General features: G+C 68.5%; 22 protein-coding genes and 1 pseudogene. 12 read left to right on the plus strand and 11 right to left on the minus strand.

The window, feature by feature from the left end; translation table 11 throughout:
* Positions 1 to 10: 10 nt before the first annotated feature.
* Positions 11 to 487: a winged helix-turn-helix transcriptional regulator gene (locus G3M62_RS22830; RefSeq protein WP_165190836.1), complete on the minus strand. Its 477-nt coding sequence runs from the start codon at positions 485 to 487 to the stop codon at positions 11 to 13.
* Between the two features lie 51 nt (positions 488 to 538).
* Between G3M62_RS22830 and G3M62_RS22835 the strand changes: the two genes are divergently transcribed.
* Entirely contained in the window at positions 539 to 1,147 is a 609-nt protein-coding gene (locus G3M62_RS22835) for an NAD(P)-dependent oxidoreductase (RefSeq protein WP_165190837.1), read from the plus strand.
* Positions 1,148 to 1,172: 25 nt separating this feature from the next.
* On the opposite strand, the gene G3M62_RS22840 is transcribed toward G3M62_RS22835, so the two are convergent.
* Complete coding sequence (locus tag G3M62_RS22840) at positions 1,173 to 1,748, minus strand: DUF308 domain-containing protein (protein ID WP_165190838.1); 576 nt, start codon at positions 1,746 to 1,748, stop codon at positions 1,173 to 1,175.
* A 170-nt stretch (positions 1,749 to 1,918) separates the two neighbouring features.
* Between G3M62_RS22840 and G3M62_RS22845 the strand changes: the two genes are divergently transcribed.
* Positions 1,919 to 2,380, plus strand: a complete 462-nt coding sequence (locus tag G3M62_RS22845) for a MarR family winged helix-turn-helix transcriptional regulator (protein WP_165190839.1) — start codon at positions 1,919 to 1,921, stop codon at positions 2,378 to 2,380.
* A 7-nt stretch (positions 2,381 to 2,387) separates the two neighbouring features.
* Here G3M62_RS22845 and G3M62_RS22850 read toward each other — a convergent pair.
* From G3M62_RS22850 to rdgB, 6 genes and pseudogenes are all read right to left on the minus strand, one after another.
* Positions 2,388 to 2,525, minus strand: a pseudogene (locus G3M62_RS22850) (hypothetical protein); the annotation flags it as partial.
* A 9-nt stretch (positions 2,526 to 2,534) separates the two neighbouring features.
* The gene (locus G3M62_RS22855) at positions 2,535 to 3,350 is read right to left on the minus strand and encodes a SirB1 family protein (RefSeq protein WP_165190840.1); all 816 of its coding nucleotides are present in this window, start codon (positions 3,348 to 3,350) and stop codon (positions 2,535 to 2,537) included.
* A complete protein-coding gene (locus G3M62_RS22860; RefSeq protein ID WP_165190841.1) occupies positions 3,347 to 3,754 on the minus strand; it encodes a YraN family protein in 408 nt (135 codons plus the stop codon). The genes G3M62_RS22855 and G3M62_RS22860 overlap by 4 nt, the downstream gene beginning before the upstream one ends.
* Positions 3,751 to 4,620, minus strand: coding sequence for a 16S rRNA (cytidine(1402)-2'-O)-methyltransferase (gene rsmI / locus G3M62_RS22865; protein ID WP_165190842.1), 870 nt, complete (start codon positions 4,618 to 4,620; stop codon positions 3,751 to 3,753). The genes G3M62_RS22860 and rsmI overlap by 4 nt, the downstream gene beginning before the upstream one ends.
* Before the next feature lie 79 nt (positions 4,621 to 4,699).
* The gene (gene hemW, locus G3M62_RS22870) at positions 4,700 to 5,854 is read right to left on the minus strand and encodes a radical SAM family heme chaperone HemW (protein WP_165191415.1); all 1,155 of its coding nucleotides are present in this window, start codon (positions 5,852 to 5,854) and stop codon (positions 4,700 to 4,702) included.
* A 13-nt stretch (positions 5,855 to 5,867) separates the two neighbouring features.
* Entirely contained in the window at positions 5,868 to 6,473 is a 606-nt protein-coding gene (gene rdgB / locus G3M62_RS22875) for an RdgB/HAM1 family non-canonical purine NTP pyrophosphatase (RefSeq protein ID WP_165190843.1), read from the minus strand.
* A 177-nt stretch (positions 6,474 to 6,650) separates the two neighbouring features.
* Between rdgB and G3M62_RS22880 the strand changes: the two genes are divergently transcribed.
* The 4 genes from G3M62_RS22880 to G3M62_RS22895 all read left to right on the plus strand — a co-directional run bounded on the left by G3M62_RS22880 (position 6,651) and on the right by G3M62_RS22895 (position 8,485).
* The gene (locus tag G3M62_RS22880; protein WP_165190844.1) at positions 6,651 to 6,941 is read left to right on the plus strand and encodes a type II toxin-antitoxin system RelE/ParE family toxin; all 291 of its coding nucleotides are present in this window, start codon (positions 6,651 to 6,653) and stop codon (positions 6,939 to 6,941) included.
* Positions 6,942 to 6,986: 45 nt separating this feature from the next.
* A complete protein-coding gene (locus G3M62_RS22885) occupies positions 6,987 to 7,292 on the plus strand; it encodes an addiction module antidote protein (protein WP_165190845.1) in 306 nt (101 codons plus the stop codon).
* A gap of 405 nt (positions 7,293 to 7,697) precedes the next feature.
* Positions 7,698 to 8,231 carry a DUF2975 domain-containing protein gene (locus G3M62_RS22890; protein ID WP_165190846.1) on the plus strand — a complete coding sequence of 178 codons (534 nt, stop codon included), beginning with the start codon at positions 7,698 to 7,700 and terminating at the stop codon, positions 8,229 to 8,231.
* Positions 8,232 to 8,254: 23 nt separating this feature from the next.
* A complete protein-coding gene (locus G3M62_RS22895) occupies positions 8,255 to 8,485 on the plus strand; it encodes a helix-turn-helix domain-containing protein (protein ID WP_165190847.1) in 231 nt (76 codons plus the stop codon).
* A gap of 172 nt (positions 8,486 to 8,657) precedes the next feature.
* On the opposite strand, the gene rph is transcribed toward G3M62_RS22895, so the two are convergent.
* The gene (gene rph, locus G3M62_RS22900; RefSeq protein WP_165190848.1) at positions 8,658 to 9,377 is read right to left on the minus strand and encodes a ribonuclease PH; all 720 of its coding nucleotides are present in this window, start codon (positions 9,375 to 9,377) and stop codon (positions 8,658 to 8,660) included.
* 124 nt (positions 9,378 to 9,501) lie between these two features.
* Here rph and hrcA point away from each other — a divergent pair, with 124 nt between their 5' ends.
* Both hrcA and grpE read left to right on the plus strand, forming a co-directional pair.
* A complete protein-coding gene (hrcA, locus tag G3M62_RS22905) occupies positions 9,502 to 10,578 on the plus strand; it encodes a heat-inducible transcriptional repressor HrcA (protein WP_165190849.1) in 1,077 nt (358 codons plus the stop codon).
* 7 nt (positions 10,579 to 10,585) lie between these two features.
* Complete coding sequence (grpE, locus tag G3M62_RS22910) at positions 10,586 to 11,218, plus strand: nucleotide exchange factor GrpE (RefSeq protein ID WP_165190850.1); 633 nt, start codon at positions 10,586 to 10,588, stop codon at positions 11,216 to 11,218.
* 141 nt (positions 11,219 to 11,359) lie between these two features.
* On the opposite strand, the gene G3M62_RS22915 is transcribed toward grpE, so the two are convergent.
* Entirely contained in the window at positions 11,360 to 11,830 is a 471-nt protein-coding gene (locus tag G3M62_RS22915; RefSeq protein ID WP_246263391.1) for a low molecular weight protein-tyrosine-phosphatase, read from the minus strand.
* Between the two features lie 97 nt (positions 11,831 to 11,927).
* On the opposite strand from G3M62_RS22915, the gene msrA reads away from it, so the two are divergent.
* The 3 genes from msrA to G3M62_RS22930 all read left to right on the plus strand — a co-directional run bounded on the left by msrA (position 11,928) and on the right by G3M62_RS22930 (position 14,377).
* Complete coding sequence (msrA, locus tag G3M62_RS22920; protein WP_165190852.1) at positions 11,928 to 12,446, plus strand: peptide-methionine (S)-S-oxide reductase MsrA; 519 nt, start codon at positions 11,928 to 11,930, stop codon at positions 12,444 to 12,446.
* A gap of 147 nt (positions 12,447 to 12,593) precedes the next feature.
* Positions 12,594 to 13,712, plus strand: a complete 1,119-nt coding sequence (gene dnaN / locus G3M62_RS22925) for a DNA polymerase III subunit beta (RefSeq protein ID WP_165190853.1) — start codon at positions 12,594 to 12,596, stop codon at positions 13,710 to 13,712.
* 134 nt (positions 13,713 to 13,846) lie between these two features.
* The gene (locus G3M62_RS22930; RefSeq protein WP_165190854.1) at positions 13,847 to 14,377 is read left to right on the plus strand and encodes a dihydrofolate reductase family protein; all 531 of its coding nucleotides are present in this window, start codon (positions 13,847 to 13,849) and stop codon (positions 14,375 to 14,377) included.
* Positions 14,378 to 14,402: 25 nt separating this feature from the next.
* Here G3M62_RS22930 and G3M62_RS26815 read toward each other — a convergent pair whose 3' ends face one another.
* Positions 14,403 to 14,531 (minus strand): hypothetical protein, encoded by a 129-nt coding sequence (locus G3M62_RS26815; protein WP_281360073.1) that lies wholly within the window; start codon positions 14,529 to 14,531, stop codon positions 14,403 to 14,405.
* A gap of 153 nt (positions 14,532 to 14,684) precedes the next feature.
* Here G3M62_RS26815 and G3M62_RS22935 point away from each other — a divergent pair, with 153 nt between their 5' ends.
* Positions 14,685 to 15,059: a VOC family protein gene (locus tag G3M62_RS22935; protein ID WP_165190855.1), complete on the plus strand. Its 375-nt coding sequence runs from the start codon at positions 14,685 to 14,687 to the stop codon at positions 15,057 to 15,059.
* Positions 15,060 to 15,213 lie beyond the last annotated feature (154 nt).

Raw genomic sequence — 15,213 nt, forward strand, 5'->3', positions numbered from 1 at the left:
TGGCGACTGCCTAGTTAGGCGCGCCCGGCGACGAATGCGAGGGCTTGCCGTTCTGGTCGTAGCGGCGCTGGGCGGCGGCCACCTCGGGCATGCGGGTCTCGGCCCAGTCGATCATCAGCCGCAAGGCCGCCAGCAGATCGCGCGCCAGGGGCGTTATGCCGTAGGTCACCGTCACCGGAACCGTGGCCTCGGCCCGGCGGGTGACCAGGCCGTCGCGCTCCAGCGAGCGCAGGGTCTGGGTCAGCATCTTCTGCGACACGCCACGGATGCGGCGCTTCAGGTCGCTGAAGCGCATGTCGACGTCGCCCAGCAGCTGCAAGATCAGGACGCTCCACTTGTCGCCGACGCGGTCCAGCAGCTTGCGGGTGGGGCAGTCGGCGGCGAACACGTCGCCTCGCGCGCTGATGGCCGCGACGCCGGCCTCGAGGCCGCCCGCGGGGCTGGTTTCTTGGAGGTGACCAAGGGAGGGAAAGGTGCCGTCTTGCATGACCAGTCTCCCTAGCGCACCTGGTCACTTATGGAAACCAAGGAGCACATCATGAAGGTCACGGTTCTGGGCGCCAGCGGTCGCGCCGGCTCGGAGATCACCCAGGAACTGGCCGCGCGCGGCCACCAGGTGACCGCCGTCGCCCGCAAGCCCGAAGCCATTCCCGCCGCGCCTGGCGTCACGGCGGTGGCGGGCGACGCGTCGGATCCCGTCGCCCTGGCCACGCTGATCAAGGGCAGCGAGGCGGTGATCAGCGCCCTGCACTTCGACGTGTCGGCCGAAACCCTGCTGTCGGCTCTGCGCCAGGCCGGGGTCGGCCGCCTGCTGGTGACGGGCGGGGCGGCCAGCCTGGAGGTCGCGCCCGGCAAGCGCCTGATCGACACGCCGGACTTCCCCGAGGACTGGAAGACGATGGCCCAGGGCGGCATCGCGTTCCTGGACGCCCTGCGCGGCGAGACGGCGATCGACTGGACCTTCTTCTCGCCCGCCGCCTTCATCTTCGAGGGACCGCGCCTGGGGACGTTCCGGCTGGGCGGCGACCAGCTGGTGGTCGACGCGGCTGGCGAGAGCAAGATCAGCTTCGCCGACTACGCCCTGGCCATGGTCGATGAGCTTGAGCAGCACCGCCACGGCCGGGCGCGGTTCACGGCGGCGTATTGAGTCCTGGCCTCAGGCAGGCCTCACTTCAGGCAGGCCTGGCCACGCGCCGCGCCTTCACCGCCAAGGCGACGGCCGAGACCAGGAAATAGAAGGCCCCGAACGCGGCGTAGGGGGCGATGACGGTGACCAAGGACCCGGCCGGCGGCGCGGCGGCCTTGCTGACGAAGAACCCGCCCGCCAGGGCCGACTGGGCGCCGCTGAGGATCATCGCCCACTGAGCGCCATAGGTCCGCCAGCGACGCACGCCGGCCGCCAGTTGCAGCAGCCCCGCCAGCGCCGCCCAGGCTCCGAACAGCACCAGCACCAGGCTCGGGTCGATCCGCAGCGCCGCCAGCACGCCCAAAGCGACCAGGGCGCTGACGACGGTGTTGAAGGCTTGCGGGACATTGGCGCGGAAGCCGCCGTTGGCCTGGGCGTCCCGCGCATTGGCGAACGCGTCCCACGCCGGATAGAGCACCAGCAGCACGCCGCCGATCAGCGGATTGGCCGCGCCGACCGTGAAGGCGGCCGCGACCCAGACGGCGGCCACGACGGCGCGGAGCAGATAGTAGCGCACGAGCGCGCCGGCGGCGGCGCGCGAAGAGGTGGTGTCGTTGGCCATGCTGGCCTCCATCGGAAGGTTGGCGGAAGGACGAAAGGTTTGTTGATGTCGCGACATTCTATGTCGTGACATATTATTGGATCTAGCCGCCCACCGCGATCCTTGTCGAGTCATTATTTGTCACGACATCTATTTTTGCGCTAAGGCCAGAGTCCGCCCAGGAGCCCTTCATGCCGAATCCCGGCCGCACCCTCACCCTCGATGACCAGCTGTGCTTCTCGCTGTACGGGGCCAGCCTGGCGATCAACCGCGCCTACAAGCCGCTGCTCGACGCCCTGGAGATCACCTATCCGCAGTACCTGGTGCTGAGCGCGCTGTGGGAGGTGGACGGCCAGAGCGTCGGAGCGATCGCCGAGCGGCTGGGCCTGGATTCCAGCAACGTCACGCCGCTGATCAAGCGCATGGAGGCCGCCGGCCTGCTGTCGCGGGAACGCAATCCCGCCGACGAGCGCCAGGTCGTCGTCAGCCTGACCGACCAGGGCCGCGACATGCAGGCCCGCAGCGCCTGCCTGGGCCAGACGCTGTTCGCCTCGGCCGGGCTGGGCGTCGACAAGCTGGTGCAGCTGAACAAGGACGTACAGACCTTCCGCGACTCGGTCGCGCGGTTCGTGGCGGCGCGGCCGCAGCACTAGGCACGAGCTCCTCACCCGCGCAGCGGGGGAGGTGGCGCGCTGCGAATACGCAGCGTGACGGAGGGGGCGTCAGGCCACCACGGTGCGACGGTGACGCCCCCTCCACCACTTCGTGGTCCCCCTCCCCCGTTTCACGGGTGAGGAGAAGATGACGCTAATTCAGCCGCATCCGCATCCGCTCGCGCGCGGCCCGCGCGGCGATGGCGGCGCCGCCGTCCAGGACCTGGGCGCGGGACAGGGCCTGCAACGCCCCGGCCAGGGCGCCCTGGCCTTCGCGGGCGGCGGCGACGTCCAGCCAGGGGTGGTGGTCGGTGGGATCCAGCAGGGCCCGCCGCAAGGCCGAACGCTCGGCCCGTCCCCAATCGCGAGACTGCTGGGCGCGGGCGAAGATGTTGTTCTGTAGACGGATCAACACGGCGCGATCCGAGATCGGGCTCATCAGCACGTCCAGCTTGGCGGCGACATCGGGCATCAAGCCGGTGTGCAGGGCCCGGCGCGACAGCTCGGACGGCAGCACCACCCGCCCCTCGCTGAACGGGTCGAGCGCGAGGGGACCTTCCTCGGTCTCGATCCGCAACAGGAAGTGGCCCGGGAAGTCGACGCCGTGCAGCTCCAGGCCGCAGGCGCGGCCGGCGTGCAGGTAGAACACCCCCAGCGCCACCGGCAGGCCCTTGCGGCGCTCGGCCACGGCGATGACGTCGGCGTTGTCAGGGTGGTCGTAGGTGATCAGGTCGCCCGACAGCCGCAGATCTCCGGCCATGGCCTCGGCGATGGCCTCCTCGGGCGATTCGGACTTCAGGCGGTCGGTCAGACGGTCGACCGCCGCCTTGGCCATGTCGAGGACGGGGCCCAGGTCGCGATCCGGATCGTCGTGCACGGCGCAGGCCAGGGCCGCCTCGAACAGCGGAAAGGCCTTGTCCGGACGCTGGCCGACCTCGGTCAGCAGGGCTTCGGCCTCCTCCCGCGTCATTGGTCGCCCATCCAGGCATTAGCGACATGACGAGGACGACGGCCGGGCGCGAGGGCGATCAGATCCAGCCGGACCACGGCGTCGCGCAGGCCGGCGCGGTGGGCGGCGATGTGCGCGCCGGCCCGGCGCAGACGGGCCCTCTGCTCGTAGGTCACCGCTTCCAGCGCGGCCTCCAGACTGGTCCTGCTCTTGACCTCAACAACGGCCAGCACGCCGCCGCGTTGCGCCAGAAGGTCGATCTCGCCCAGCGGCGTGGCCAGGCGGAAGCCCAGGATCCGATAGCCCTTGGCCATCAGCCACAGGGCCGCGACCACCTCGGCGCGACGGCCCGACAGGCGGGCGGCGACGCCGCGCGCCTTCCTCTGCGCCTGGCGTTCGGGACGGACGGGCCGGGCTAGGCTCATCCGGCCTCCTTCATCGCCAGGGCCTGGCGATAGAGGTCCTTGCGCGACAGCCCCAGGGCCTTGGCGACCTCCGACGCGGCCTCGCCCAGCGGCAGGCGGCTCATGGCCTCGCGCAGGGCCGTCTCGGCGTCGGCGGCGGTGGCGACCTCGTCCTCGCCAGGTCCGACCAGGATCACGATCTCGCCCTTGGGGGCCTCGAAGCGGGGGTCGGCGGCCAGCACGTCGAGCGGGCCGCGAATGCAGGTCTCGTAGAGCTTGGTCAGCTCCCGGGCCACCGCGCCGGGACGCGGGCCGAACACGGCGGCCATGTCGGCCAGGCTGTCGGCCACCCGCGAAGCGCCCTCGTAGAAGATCAGGGTGGCGCGGACATTGGCCAGGTCCTCGAAGAAGGTCTTGCGCGCGGCGGTCTTGGTCGGCGGGAAGCCGGCGAACAGGAAGCGGTCGGTGGGCAGGCCCGCCAGGGTCAGGGCCGCCAGGGCCGCCGAGGCGCCGGGGATCGGGAAGACCTGATGACCGGCCGCGATCACCGCCTGGGCCAGGCGCAGGCCGGGGTCGGAGACCATCGGGGTGCCGGCGTCCGAGACCAGGGCGACCCGCTCGCCCGCCTCCAGCCGCTCCAGGATGCGCGGCGTTTCGCGGTCGGCGACGTGCTCGTCATAGCGCTGCAGCCGCTTGGAGATGGCGTAGGCGGCCAGCAGCTTGCCCGACACCCGGGTGTCCTCGGCCAGCAGGACGTCGCAGCCGGCCAGCACGTCCAGGGCCCGCAGGGTGATGTCGCGCAGGTTGCCGATCGGCGTCGCCACCAGATAGAGCCCGGGGGCCAGCGGCGCGTCGGACAAGGCGGGCGGGGCAAGCTGGCGGCTCAAGGGCTTACTTTCCGGCGGACTGGGTCGACGCGAACGGGGCGCCGACGACGCGGTTACGCATGATCTGCCGACAGGGTTATCAGGTCGCGAGCGTTCCTGTCAGCCGGTCCAGTACAAGACGGCCCGATCGGGTGGCGCGAAGCCGGAGCGGATCGTCGACCAGAAGGCCGGCCTCGACCAGGGTTTTCACCTTGGGCGTGTCCGGCGACAGGTCCAGCGCGGCGATCTCGGCGAAGCTCACACCGTCGTCGATGCGCAGGCCCAGCAGCAGGCGCTCCTCGGCGGCCTCGAGGGCGGTGAGAGCCTCGCGCTCGAAGCCGACGCCGGTTTCGGCGACCGCGCGGATGTAGTCGGCGATCTTCCGCTGGGCCGTGGTGGCCAGCTTTCCATCCGGAAGCGTCAGGCGGCCATGCGCCCCCGGACCGACCCCGACATAGTCATGGCCGCGCCAATAGACGAGGTTGTGGCGCGAGCGAGCCGCCTGTCCCCGGGCATGGTTGGAGACCTCGTAGGCGTCGAAGCCGGCGGCTTCCAGCACCGACTGAGTCGTCTCGAACAGGCTAGCGGCCAGGTCCTCGTCGGGCACGACCAGCTTGCCCCGCCCGACGGCGCGGTCGAAGGCCGTGCCGTGTTCGATGGTCAGCTGATAGGGCGAGACGTGCTCGGGGCCATAGGCGAGGAGTTCGCCCAGCTCCCGCGTCCAGGCCTCCACCGTCTGGCCCGGCACCGCGTAGATCAGGTCGGCCGACAGGCGCGGGAAGGCCTTGGCGGCCACGGCGATCGCGCGTCGAGCCGAGCCGGCGTCGTGGTTGCGGCCCAGCAGCGCCAGGGCTTCGTCGTTCAGGGCCTGGACGCCCAGCGACAGCCGCGCCACCCCCGCCGCGGCCAGGGCCTCGAAGCGGTCGGTCTCGGCGTCGGTCGGATTGGCCTCGAGACTGATCTCCAGGTCGTCGGCCGGGGTCCACAGCGCCTTGGCGGTCTCGATCACCCGGGCGACCTGGGCGGGATCCATCAGCGAGGGCGTGCCGCCGCCGAAGAAGATCGACAGCAGGGGACGCGGGCCGGTCAGCTCCCGCTGGGCCTTCAGGTCGGCGACGATGGCGTCGGCCAGGGCCGCCTGCTCGTCGGTCTTGCCTCGGTCCCGCACGACGTTGAAGTCGCAATAGGGGCAGATCTTGGCGCAGTAGGGCCAGTGGACGTAGACGCCCAATGGGACGCCCAGCGACGGCCCCACCGGCGGTGAAGCGTCACTCAAACAGCGCCGCCTTCAGCTTCTCGAACGCCACGGCGCGGTGGCTCATGGCGTCCTTGGCGGCTGGCTCCATCTCGCCAAAGGTCTGGTCGTGGCCATTGGGGATGAAGATCGGGTCGTAGCCGAAGCCCCGGTCGCCGCGCGGCGGGAAGGTCAGGGTCCCGTGGACCTCGCCCTGCACCACCACCGCCGGGCCGCCGTTGGGCCAGGCCACGGCCAGGGCGCAGGTGAACCAGGCGGCGCGGTCTTCCGATCCCGTCTCCTCGATGCGCTCGGCGACCTTGTCCATGGCCAGGGCGAAGTCCTTGGACGGCCCGGCCCAGCGCGCCGAATAGATGCCCGGCGCGCCATCAAGGGCCGCGACCGACATCCCCGAGTCATCGGCCAGGGCGATCTGCCCCGACAGGTCGGCGGCATGGCGGGCCTTGAGCAGGGCGTTGCCGACGAAGGTCGTCTCGGTTTCGTCCGGCTCGGGAATGTTCAGGCTCCCCGCGGTCAGCACCTCGAAACGACCGTCGAGCAGGGCGTGCAGCTCCTTGGCCTTGCCGGGGTTGTGCGTCGCCGCGACGAGCTTGGTTCCGGCTTCCAGCTTCAGCGTCATCGCGTCTCTCCTCTCGGACAATTTCCCATACGGCCTCTCTACTCCTCCATGTCGCCCTTCGCCCGCAAGGTTCGCGTGACGGCTTTCGAAATCTCGATGGACGGCCAGCGGGCCATCGTATCCTACAGGATACGATTTCACTTGCGACATTGCTGTATCCCATGAGATACAGAACCCATGATCGAGGTTCGCGTCACCGACGAGTTCACCGAATGGCTCGAGGGTCTGAAAGATGCTCGCGCTATCCACGCGATCAACGCCCGCCTGAGCCGGATCAGCTACGGCTTGATGGGCGATGTTCGCCCTGTCGGCGAAGGGATCAGCGAAGCCCGCGTCCACTATGGATCGGGCTTCCGAATCTACTTCATCCGTCGAGGCGACGTTCTGATCGTCGTCCTCTGCGGAGGCGACAAGCGAACACAAAGCAGGGACATCGAGAGAGCCAAAGCCCTGGCGAGTGGGCTTTAAACCTCGCCAACCGGGCTTCGCCGAGCCCGCAACCGGAGATATGTGATGACCAGCACGAAGACGACGCCCTTCGACGCAGCGAAATATATCGACACGCCCGAGGCCGTGGTGGCTTTCCTTGAGGATGCGCTAGCGACCGGTGATGCGGGTTATGTCGCCCATGCGCTCGGCGTCATCGCCCGCTCCAAGGGCATGACGGCCGTCGCCGAGAAGACCGGCCTGGGGCGCGAGAGCCTCTACAAAGGCTTGAAGGAAGGCGGAAACCCCCAGTTGGAGACCGTGTTGAAGATCGTCGCGGCGCTGGGGCTGCGGCTGAAGCCTGCTCCGATCGAAGTGAACGACGCCGCCTAAGCCACTCGCGAACCCCAATGGTGGCCCCGGCGCCACACCCGGAATATTCCGTTCGGTGAGCGCGATCATTACAGAGGTTTAATATCGTTTATCGATAAGCGACATTGGCGACGTCACAATCGCTCCTTATCTTGGCGTCATGGGAACAGCGCCATGTCGGCTCCGTCCCGCATCCGTTTCGCCCCACCCGTTTCGAAGGCCCGCCATGTCCGCCGCCAGACTGTTCCGCATCGTCGACGCCGTCGCCACCCGCCTGGCCACGCTGACGCTGATCGCCGGTCTGCCGCTCGCCGCTGTGACCTTCGCGATCAAGACGTTCTGACCCAAGATCCAGCGCGCCTTTGACCGGCCCCGATCCGTCGGGGCATGGTCGGCGTTTCGGCTTGAGGGGAGAGGGGACAGCGGATGCGCGCCTTGGGGCCAGGCTCGGTATCGAGTTTTCTGAAGATCATTCTCGACGTGATCTATGTGGGTCTGTGGGTCTGGGTCAGCCTGTTGGCGATCTTCACGGTCGCCGTGCTGCTGCTCAGCTTCAATCCCGAACTGATCACCTCGAAACTGCATATCGGCAGCTCGGTCGACGAACTAATCAACAAGGGGCCGCTGTTCGCCGGCGCCCTGGGCGCCTGGGCGCTGCTTTCGGGAGGCTGGATGGTGATCGTCGAGCGTCTGCGCCGGGTGTTCTCGACCCTGACCGCCGGCGACCCGTTCCATCCCGACAACGTCCGCCGCCTGCGGGTGGTGGGCCTGGTCCTGGCCGCTCTGGAGATCGGCCACTACATCTTCGCCGCCCTGGCCAAGTGGCTGGCGCCGGACACCAAGGTCGTCGACGGCTCGTTCAGCCTTAGCGCCTGGTTCCCGGTCCTGGTGGTGTTCGTTCTGGCCGAGGTCTTCCGCGAGGGCGCGCGCCTTCGCCGGGAAGCCGAACTGACAATCTGACGACGCGGAGACTTAAGAACCCCATGGCCATCCGCGTGCAATTGGACCGCATCCTTCTGGAAAGGCGCATGTCGCTGACCGAGCTGTCGGACCGGGTCGGCGTGACCATCGCCAACCTGTCGATCCTCAAGACCGGCAAGGCCCGCGCCGTGCGCTTCACCACGCTGGACGCCCTGTGCCGCGAGCTGGAATGCCAGCCGGGGGATCTGATGAGCTACGAGCCTGGGCCGGGGGAGGCTCACGAGGAGGACTAAATCCTTCTCCCCTTGCGGGAGAAGGTGTCGGCAAAGCCGACGGATGAGGGGTCTCTCAAAAGCAAAAGCCGCGCCCGGTCTTGCGACTGGACGCGGCTTTGTCGTTTTTCAACCCCTCACCCGACCCCACTCCGTGGGGCCACCCTCTCCCGCAAGGGGAGAGGGATCGGGATCACTTCCCCGAAACCGCTTCGCGCTGCTTCACGAACAGTTCCCCAATCCCTTTTTCCGCCAGAGCGAACAACTGCTCGAACTCGCCGCGGGTGAAGCCGCGCTTCTCGCCGGTGGCCTGGATTTCGACGATGTCGCCGGCGTCGGTCAGCACGAAGTTGCTGTCGGCCTCGGCGCTGGAATCTTCCTCGTAGTCGAGGTCGAGCACCGGAGTGTCCTTGAAGACGCCGCAGGAGACGGCCGCCACCTGGCCCAGGATCGGGTCGGTCTTCAGCACGCCCTCTTCCAGCAGGTAGTTCACGGCCAGGCGCAGGGCGACCCAGGCGCCGGTGATGGCGGCGGTGCGGGTGCCGCCGTCGGCCTGGATGACGTCGCAGTCCAGGCTGATCTGGCGCTCGCCCAGGGCCTTCATGTCGACCACGGCGCGCAGGGAGCGGCCGATCAGGCGCTGGATTTCCTGGGTGCGGCCGCTCTGCTTGCCCTGAGCGGCCTCACGGCGACCGCGCGTATGCGTGGCCCGGGGAAGCATGCCGTACTCGGCCGTGACCCAGCCGGCGCCCTTGTTGCGCATCCAGCCGGGGACGCTTTCCTCGACCGTGGCGGTGACCAGCACCTTGGTGTGGCCGAAGCTGACCAGGCACGAGCCTTCGGCATAGCGGTTGACGCCGGTTTCCAGCGTGACTTCGCGCGTTTGATCTGGGGCGCGTTCGGACGGACGCATGGGAAACTCCGGGGCTTGGCGTGATAGGATGGGGCCGCTTATCCTAGTTAAGACGGGCTCGTCCAATCCCCTTGGCAATCCCGTCGAACCCGAAAGGACCCGAAAGGGCGCGTTCGAAGGCTTCATGACACAGCTTTTTTCGGGGTTTTCCGCCCAGACGCCCAGCCTCACGGACCTGGACTCGCGGGCTCGCGATATCTTTCGCCGGGTCGTGGAATCTTATCTGGAGACCGGAGAACCGGTCGGCTCGCGGACCATTTCGCGCGGCGGGGTGCAGCTGTCGCCGGCCTCGATCCGCAACACCATGCAGGACCTGGCCCAGCTGGGCCTGCTGGACGCCCCCCACACCAGCGCCGGCCGCATCCCCACCCACGCGGGCCTGCGGATGTTCGTCGACGGCCTGCTGGAGGTCGGCGACATCGGCGAGGACGAGCGCCGGACCATCGAATCGCGCCTGTTCGCCCACGGCCGATCCTTCGAGGAGGCGATGGGCGAGGCCAGCGCCATCCTGTCGGGCCTGGCCGGTGGGGCCGGCGTGGTGGTCGCCCCGGTCCGCGAGGGCGGGGTCAAGCACGTGGAGTTCGTGGCCCTGGGCGCGGACCAGGCCCTGGCGATCATGGTGTTCGACGACGGCACGGTCGAGAACCGGCTGATGAAGCGTTCGGCCGGCGTCACCCCCGCCTCGCTGCAGGAGGCCTCGAACTTCCTCAACGCCCGCCTGCGCGGCCGCACCCTGAACGAGGCCAAGGCCGAGATGGCCGCCGAGCTCGATACAGCCCGGCGTGAACTGGACGTCACGGCGGCGCGTTTGGTCGAGGACGGCCTGGCCGCCTGGAGCGGCGGCGACGACGCCGACCGCGCCCTGATCGTCCGAGGCCGGGCCAACCTGCTGGCCGACGCCAGCGCCCGAGAGGATCTGGAGCGCGTGCGGCGGCTGTTCGACGACCTGGAGCAGAAGGGCCAACTGATCGGCCTGCTGGACGACGTCCGCTCGGCGGAAGGCGTGCGCATTTTCATCGGGGCCGAAACGCGACTCTTTTCGCTTTCGGGTTCCTCCCTGATCGCGGCGCCCTATATGACGGGCCGACAGAAGGTGCTGGGGGCGATCGGCGTGATCGGCCCCACCCGCTTAAACTATGCCCGGGTGATCCCGCTGGTGGACTATACCGCCCGCGTGCTCGGCCGGATGATGGACGGATGAGGACGAGATGACCGACGAAACGACGCCGGCCGAGGACGTGGCCTTCGAAACCCCCAATGGCTCTTGGGAGGACGCGTCGCAGGAAATCGAGGCGCTGAAGCTGGAAGTGGCGGCGCTGAAGGATCAGGCGCTGCGCTTCGCCGCCGAGGCCGAGAACACCAAGCGCCGCGCCGAGCGCGAGATGAACGACGCGCGCGCCTACGCCATCCAGAAGTTCGCCCGCGACCTGCTGGGCGTGGCCGACAACCTGTCGCGCGCCACCGCCCACAGCCCCCGCGAGTCGCAGGATGCGGCGGTCAGCAACTTCATCATCGGCGTCGAGATGACCGAGAAGGAACTGCTGTCGGCGTTTGAGCGCAACGGCCTCAAGCAGATCGCGCCGGGCAAGGGCGAGAAGTTCGATCCCCACCTGCACCAGGCGGTGATGGAGCAGCCCTCGGACGAGGTCGCCGCCGGCGGCGTCATCCAGGTGCTGCAGACCGGCTACGAGCTGATGGGCCGCCTGGTCCGCCCGGCCATGGTCGCCGTGGCCGCCAAGGGCTCCAGGGGCCCAGGCGCCCCGGCCGAACCGGCGGCGGGCGCGAACCCCTACGCCAGCAACGGCGACGCGTCGGGCGGGGCGTTCGATACCAAGGCCTGATCTAAAAATATCCGCTCATCCCGGCGAATGCCGGGACCCAGATGGAATGGCTTTGAGGCTGACGCCACTAGCGTTGAGCCCCTCCAATCATCCACACCGCTAAAAGATCTGGGTCCCGGCATTCGCCGGGATGAGCGGAATTTAGGATTGGCTCTCGATCCGGTCCGCCAGCCCCTTCGCCCCCGCCACCGCGTCGGCCCAGGTGATGTCGAAGTCCGCGTCGTCGCCGTAGTACGGGTCGGCCACCGACTTGCCCTGGCGGCCCTCGACGGCGTCCAGCAGCAACAGCAACTCGGCCGTCCCATCCGACGGCCTGATCCGTTTCAGGTCCGCGAGATTGTCGCGGTCCAGCGCCACCACGTGGGTGAAGCGGCGAAAGTCTTCGGGCTTGACCTGCCGGCCGCGATAGCCGGCGATGTCGGCGTCGTGCCGCAAGGCCACCGCCTGGGCCCGGCGGTCGGGCGGATGCCCCACATGCCAGGCGCCGGTGCCGGCCGAATCGATCTCGACGTCCAGCCCGCGCCGCTCGGCCTCCTGGCGGAAGGCGGCCTCGGCCAGGGGCGAACGGCAGATGTTTCCGAGACAAACGAACAAGACGGCGGGTCGCGACACGGACATTCTTTCCAGGCTGGACAGGCCCGCTTGCACGCGCCCCGCTCAAGCCCAACATGTAGCCTCGCCCATTCCTCTGACGAAAGGCCGTCTTCCCATGACCACCGAAACCGCGATCCTCGCCGGCGGCTGCTTCTGGGGCGTCCAGGACCTGCTGCGCCGCTATCCCGGCGTGCTGAAGACCCGCGTCGGCTATTCCGGCGGCGACGTGCCCAACGCCACCTATCGCAACCACGGCACCCACGCCGAGGCGATCGAGATCGTCTTCGACCCGGACGTGATCAGCTATCGCAAGATCCTGGAATTCTTCTTCCAGATCCACGACCCGACGACCAAGAACCGCCAGGGCAACGACATCGGCCTCAGCTATCGCTCGGCGATCTACTACGCCAGCGAGGCCCAGAAGGCCGTCGCGCTGGACACCATCGCCGACGTCGACGCCTCCGGCCTGTGGCCCGCCAAGGTGGTGACCGAGGTCGAACCGGCCGGCCCGTTCTGGGAAGCCGAGCCCGAGCACCAGGACTATCTGGAGCGCATTCCCAACGGCTACACCTGCCACTTCATCCGGCCCGGCTGGGTGCTTCCGGCCCGGGCCGAGAGCGCGGCGGCGGTCTAGGCGAACATGATCGGAGGCCTGGGTGCGCATTTCGCCGCGCCCAGGCCTTCCCCCGGTCGCGGTTTGCGCTAATGTCGCAAGTCCAATCATGACGGGGCCGCAGAGGGATTCTCTCGTTCGGCGGCGACCCCGAGCCTGGACCGAGATATGAAGCTTACCATCGAGCGGGCGGCGCTGCTGAAGGCGCTGGGTCACGTGCAGAGCGTCGTCGAGCGCCGCAACACCATCCCGATCCTGTCGAACATCCTGCTGTCGGCCGATCGCGACACCCTGTCGTTCTCGGCCACCGACCTGGACATGGAGATCATCGACGAGGGCTTGGCCCAGATCGACGTGCCCGGCCAGATCACCGCCCCGGCCCACACGCTGTACGAAATCGTCCGCAAGCTGCCCGACGGCTCGGACGTCTCGCTCAGCTTCAGCGGCGACGATCCCCGCCTGGTGATCCAGGCCGGCCGCTCGCGCTTCAACCTGCCGGTGCTGCCGGCCGGCGACTTCCCGGTGATGAGCAATGACGGCCTGTCGGGCCGCATCTCGGTCGACACCAACGAGCTGATCCGGCTGATCGACAAGACCCGGTTCGCGATCTCGACTGAAGAGACCCGCTATTATCTGAACGGCCTGTATCTCCACACCGTCAACGACGGCGGCGTGACCAAGCTGCGCGCCGTGGCCACCGACGGCCACCGCCTGGCCCTGGCCGAAATGGACGCGCCGGAAGGCTCGGCCGGCCTGCCCGGCGTGATCGTGCCCCGCAAGACCATCCAGGAGGCCCGCCGCCTGATGGAATCGGCCGGCGAGCAGGTCGACCTGCAGATCTCGGCCCAGAAGATCCGCTTCGAGTTCGGCCGCGCGGCCCTGACCTCCAAGGTCATCGACGGCGCCTTCCCCGACTATCTGCGCGTCATCCCGCGCGATAACGCCAAGATCCTGACGCTGGACAACGACCTGTTCGCCAAGGCCGTCGACCGCGTGGCCACCATCTCGGCCGAGAAGAGCCGTTCGGTGAAACTGGCAGTCGAGCCGGGCCGCATCACCCTGACCGTGCGCAACATGGAAGCGGGCCAGGCCGTCGAGGAGGTCGAGGTCGACTACGACGGCGAGGCCTTCGAGATCGGTTTCAACGCCCGCTACCTGCTGGACGTCTGCGGCCAGATCGGCGGCCCGATCGCCGAATTCCGCTTCGCCGACCCGGCCAGCCCCACCTTGGTGGTCGACCCGACCGATCCGGGCGTGAAGTACGTGCTGATGCCGCTGCGGGTGTAGGGCCCGCTCCCCCTACCCTTCGAGAAAGACGGGCGCCGCGTGCGCCCGTTTTGCTGTCCGGCGCGCCGATTGCGCCCGACAGGGATTCCGCGCAACCTCGCCACCATCCCTTCGGCGACCTCGAGGCGCGCGGCATGGCGAAGCTGTTCTTTGGCATGAATCAGTCCCTGGACGGCTATGTCGACCACATGGGATTCGGGCCGGGCCCCGGGCTCTTCCGCCACTTCATCGACCAGACGCGCGGCCTGACCGGCAGCCTGTACGGCCGTCGCCTCTATGAGATCATGCGCTATTGGGACGAGGATCATCCCGAATGGGACGCGCCGAGGCGCGACTTCGCGGCGGCCTGGCGCGGCAATCCGAAGTGGGTCGTGTCACGCTCTCTGAAGTCGATCGGCCCCAACGCCACGCTTGTCGAGGGCGATCTCGGAACGGCGATCCGCGACCTGAAGGCCGCGCACGTCGGGGAGATCGAAGTCGGCGGGCCGGACCTGGCGCGGAGCCTGACCGAGCTTGGCCTCATCGACGAGTATCGGATCTATCTTCACCCGGTCGTGCTGGGCGGCGGCGCGCCGTTCTTCGCCGGGTCGCGGCCGTCGCTGCGCCTGGTCGCCAGCGACCCCATGGGCGAGGACGTGATCAGACTGAGCTACGCTCCGGCCTGATCGCCGGGCCTCTCGGTCCTGGTCCTCAGGCCACCCCGAGCATCCGCGCGACCAGCCACAGGGCGCCGCAGACGACGGCCCAGCCGGTCGCCATGGCGAGTTCGGGGTTGGTCCGGGACCACTGGCGCGAAGCGCCCAAAGGCTTGAGTTTCATGTCCCCTCCCCAGGGCTCTGTTACCGCTATTCATGCACGCCGGACCGGGCGGCGCAAGCCGCCCGCAACGCCCGCGCGCTAAGCACGCTCGACATCTTGCCCCCGCTACGCCCCACGCTATCCTCCGTTTCATAAAAAGACGGGAGACGGCGCATGGCGAAGGTCAGCTACATGACGGTGGGGTCCAACAAGCTCGAGGAGGCCAAGGCCTTCTACGACGCCCTGCTGGGATCGATCGGCATGAAGGGCATGTACGAACACCCCTCGGGCGGGCGGCTCTATCGCGGCAAGGACGGCGGCCTGTTCGGGGTGCTCGGCCCCCACGACGGCAACCCGGCCTGCGTCGGCAACGGCACCATGGGCGGCTTCGACTGCGAGAGCCGCGAGGAGGTCGACGCCTTCCACGCCAAGGCCATCGCCCTGGGCGGACGCTGCGAGGGCGCGCCGGGCGAGCGGATGCCAGGCGTCTATTTCGCCTATTTCCGCGACCTGGATGGCAACAAGCTGTGCGGCTACAAGTTCGGCTGACACGGTAGGCCCTCATCACCGTTGTCATCCCGGAAAGCGCGTAGCGCTTGTCCGGGACCCAGGTGAACCGCATTGAGCCAGAGCCCAGTCCCCTGGGTCCCGGACAGCCTCTGCGAGGCTTCCGGGATGACAACCGTTGAAGGGCCGCGACGAG

Source organism: Caulobacter soli (assembly GCF_011045195.1).
In the GTDB taxonomy this organism is placed as follows: Bacteria; Pseudomonadota; Alphaproteobacteria; order Caulobacterales; family Caulobacteraceae; genus Caulobacter; species Caulobacter soli.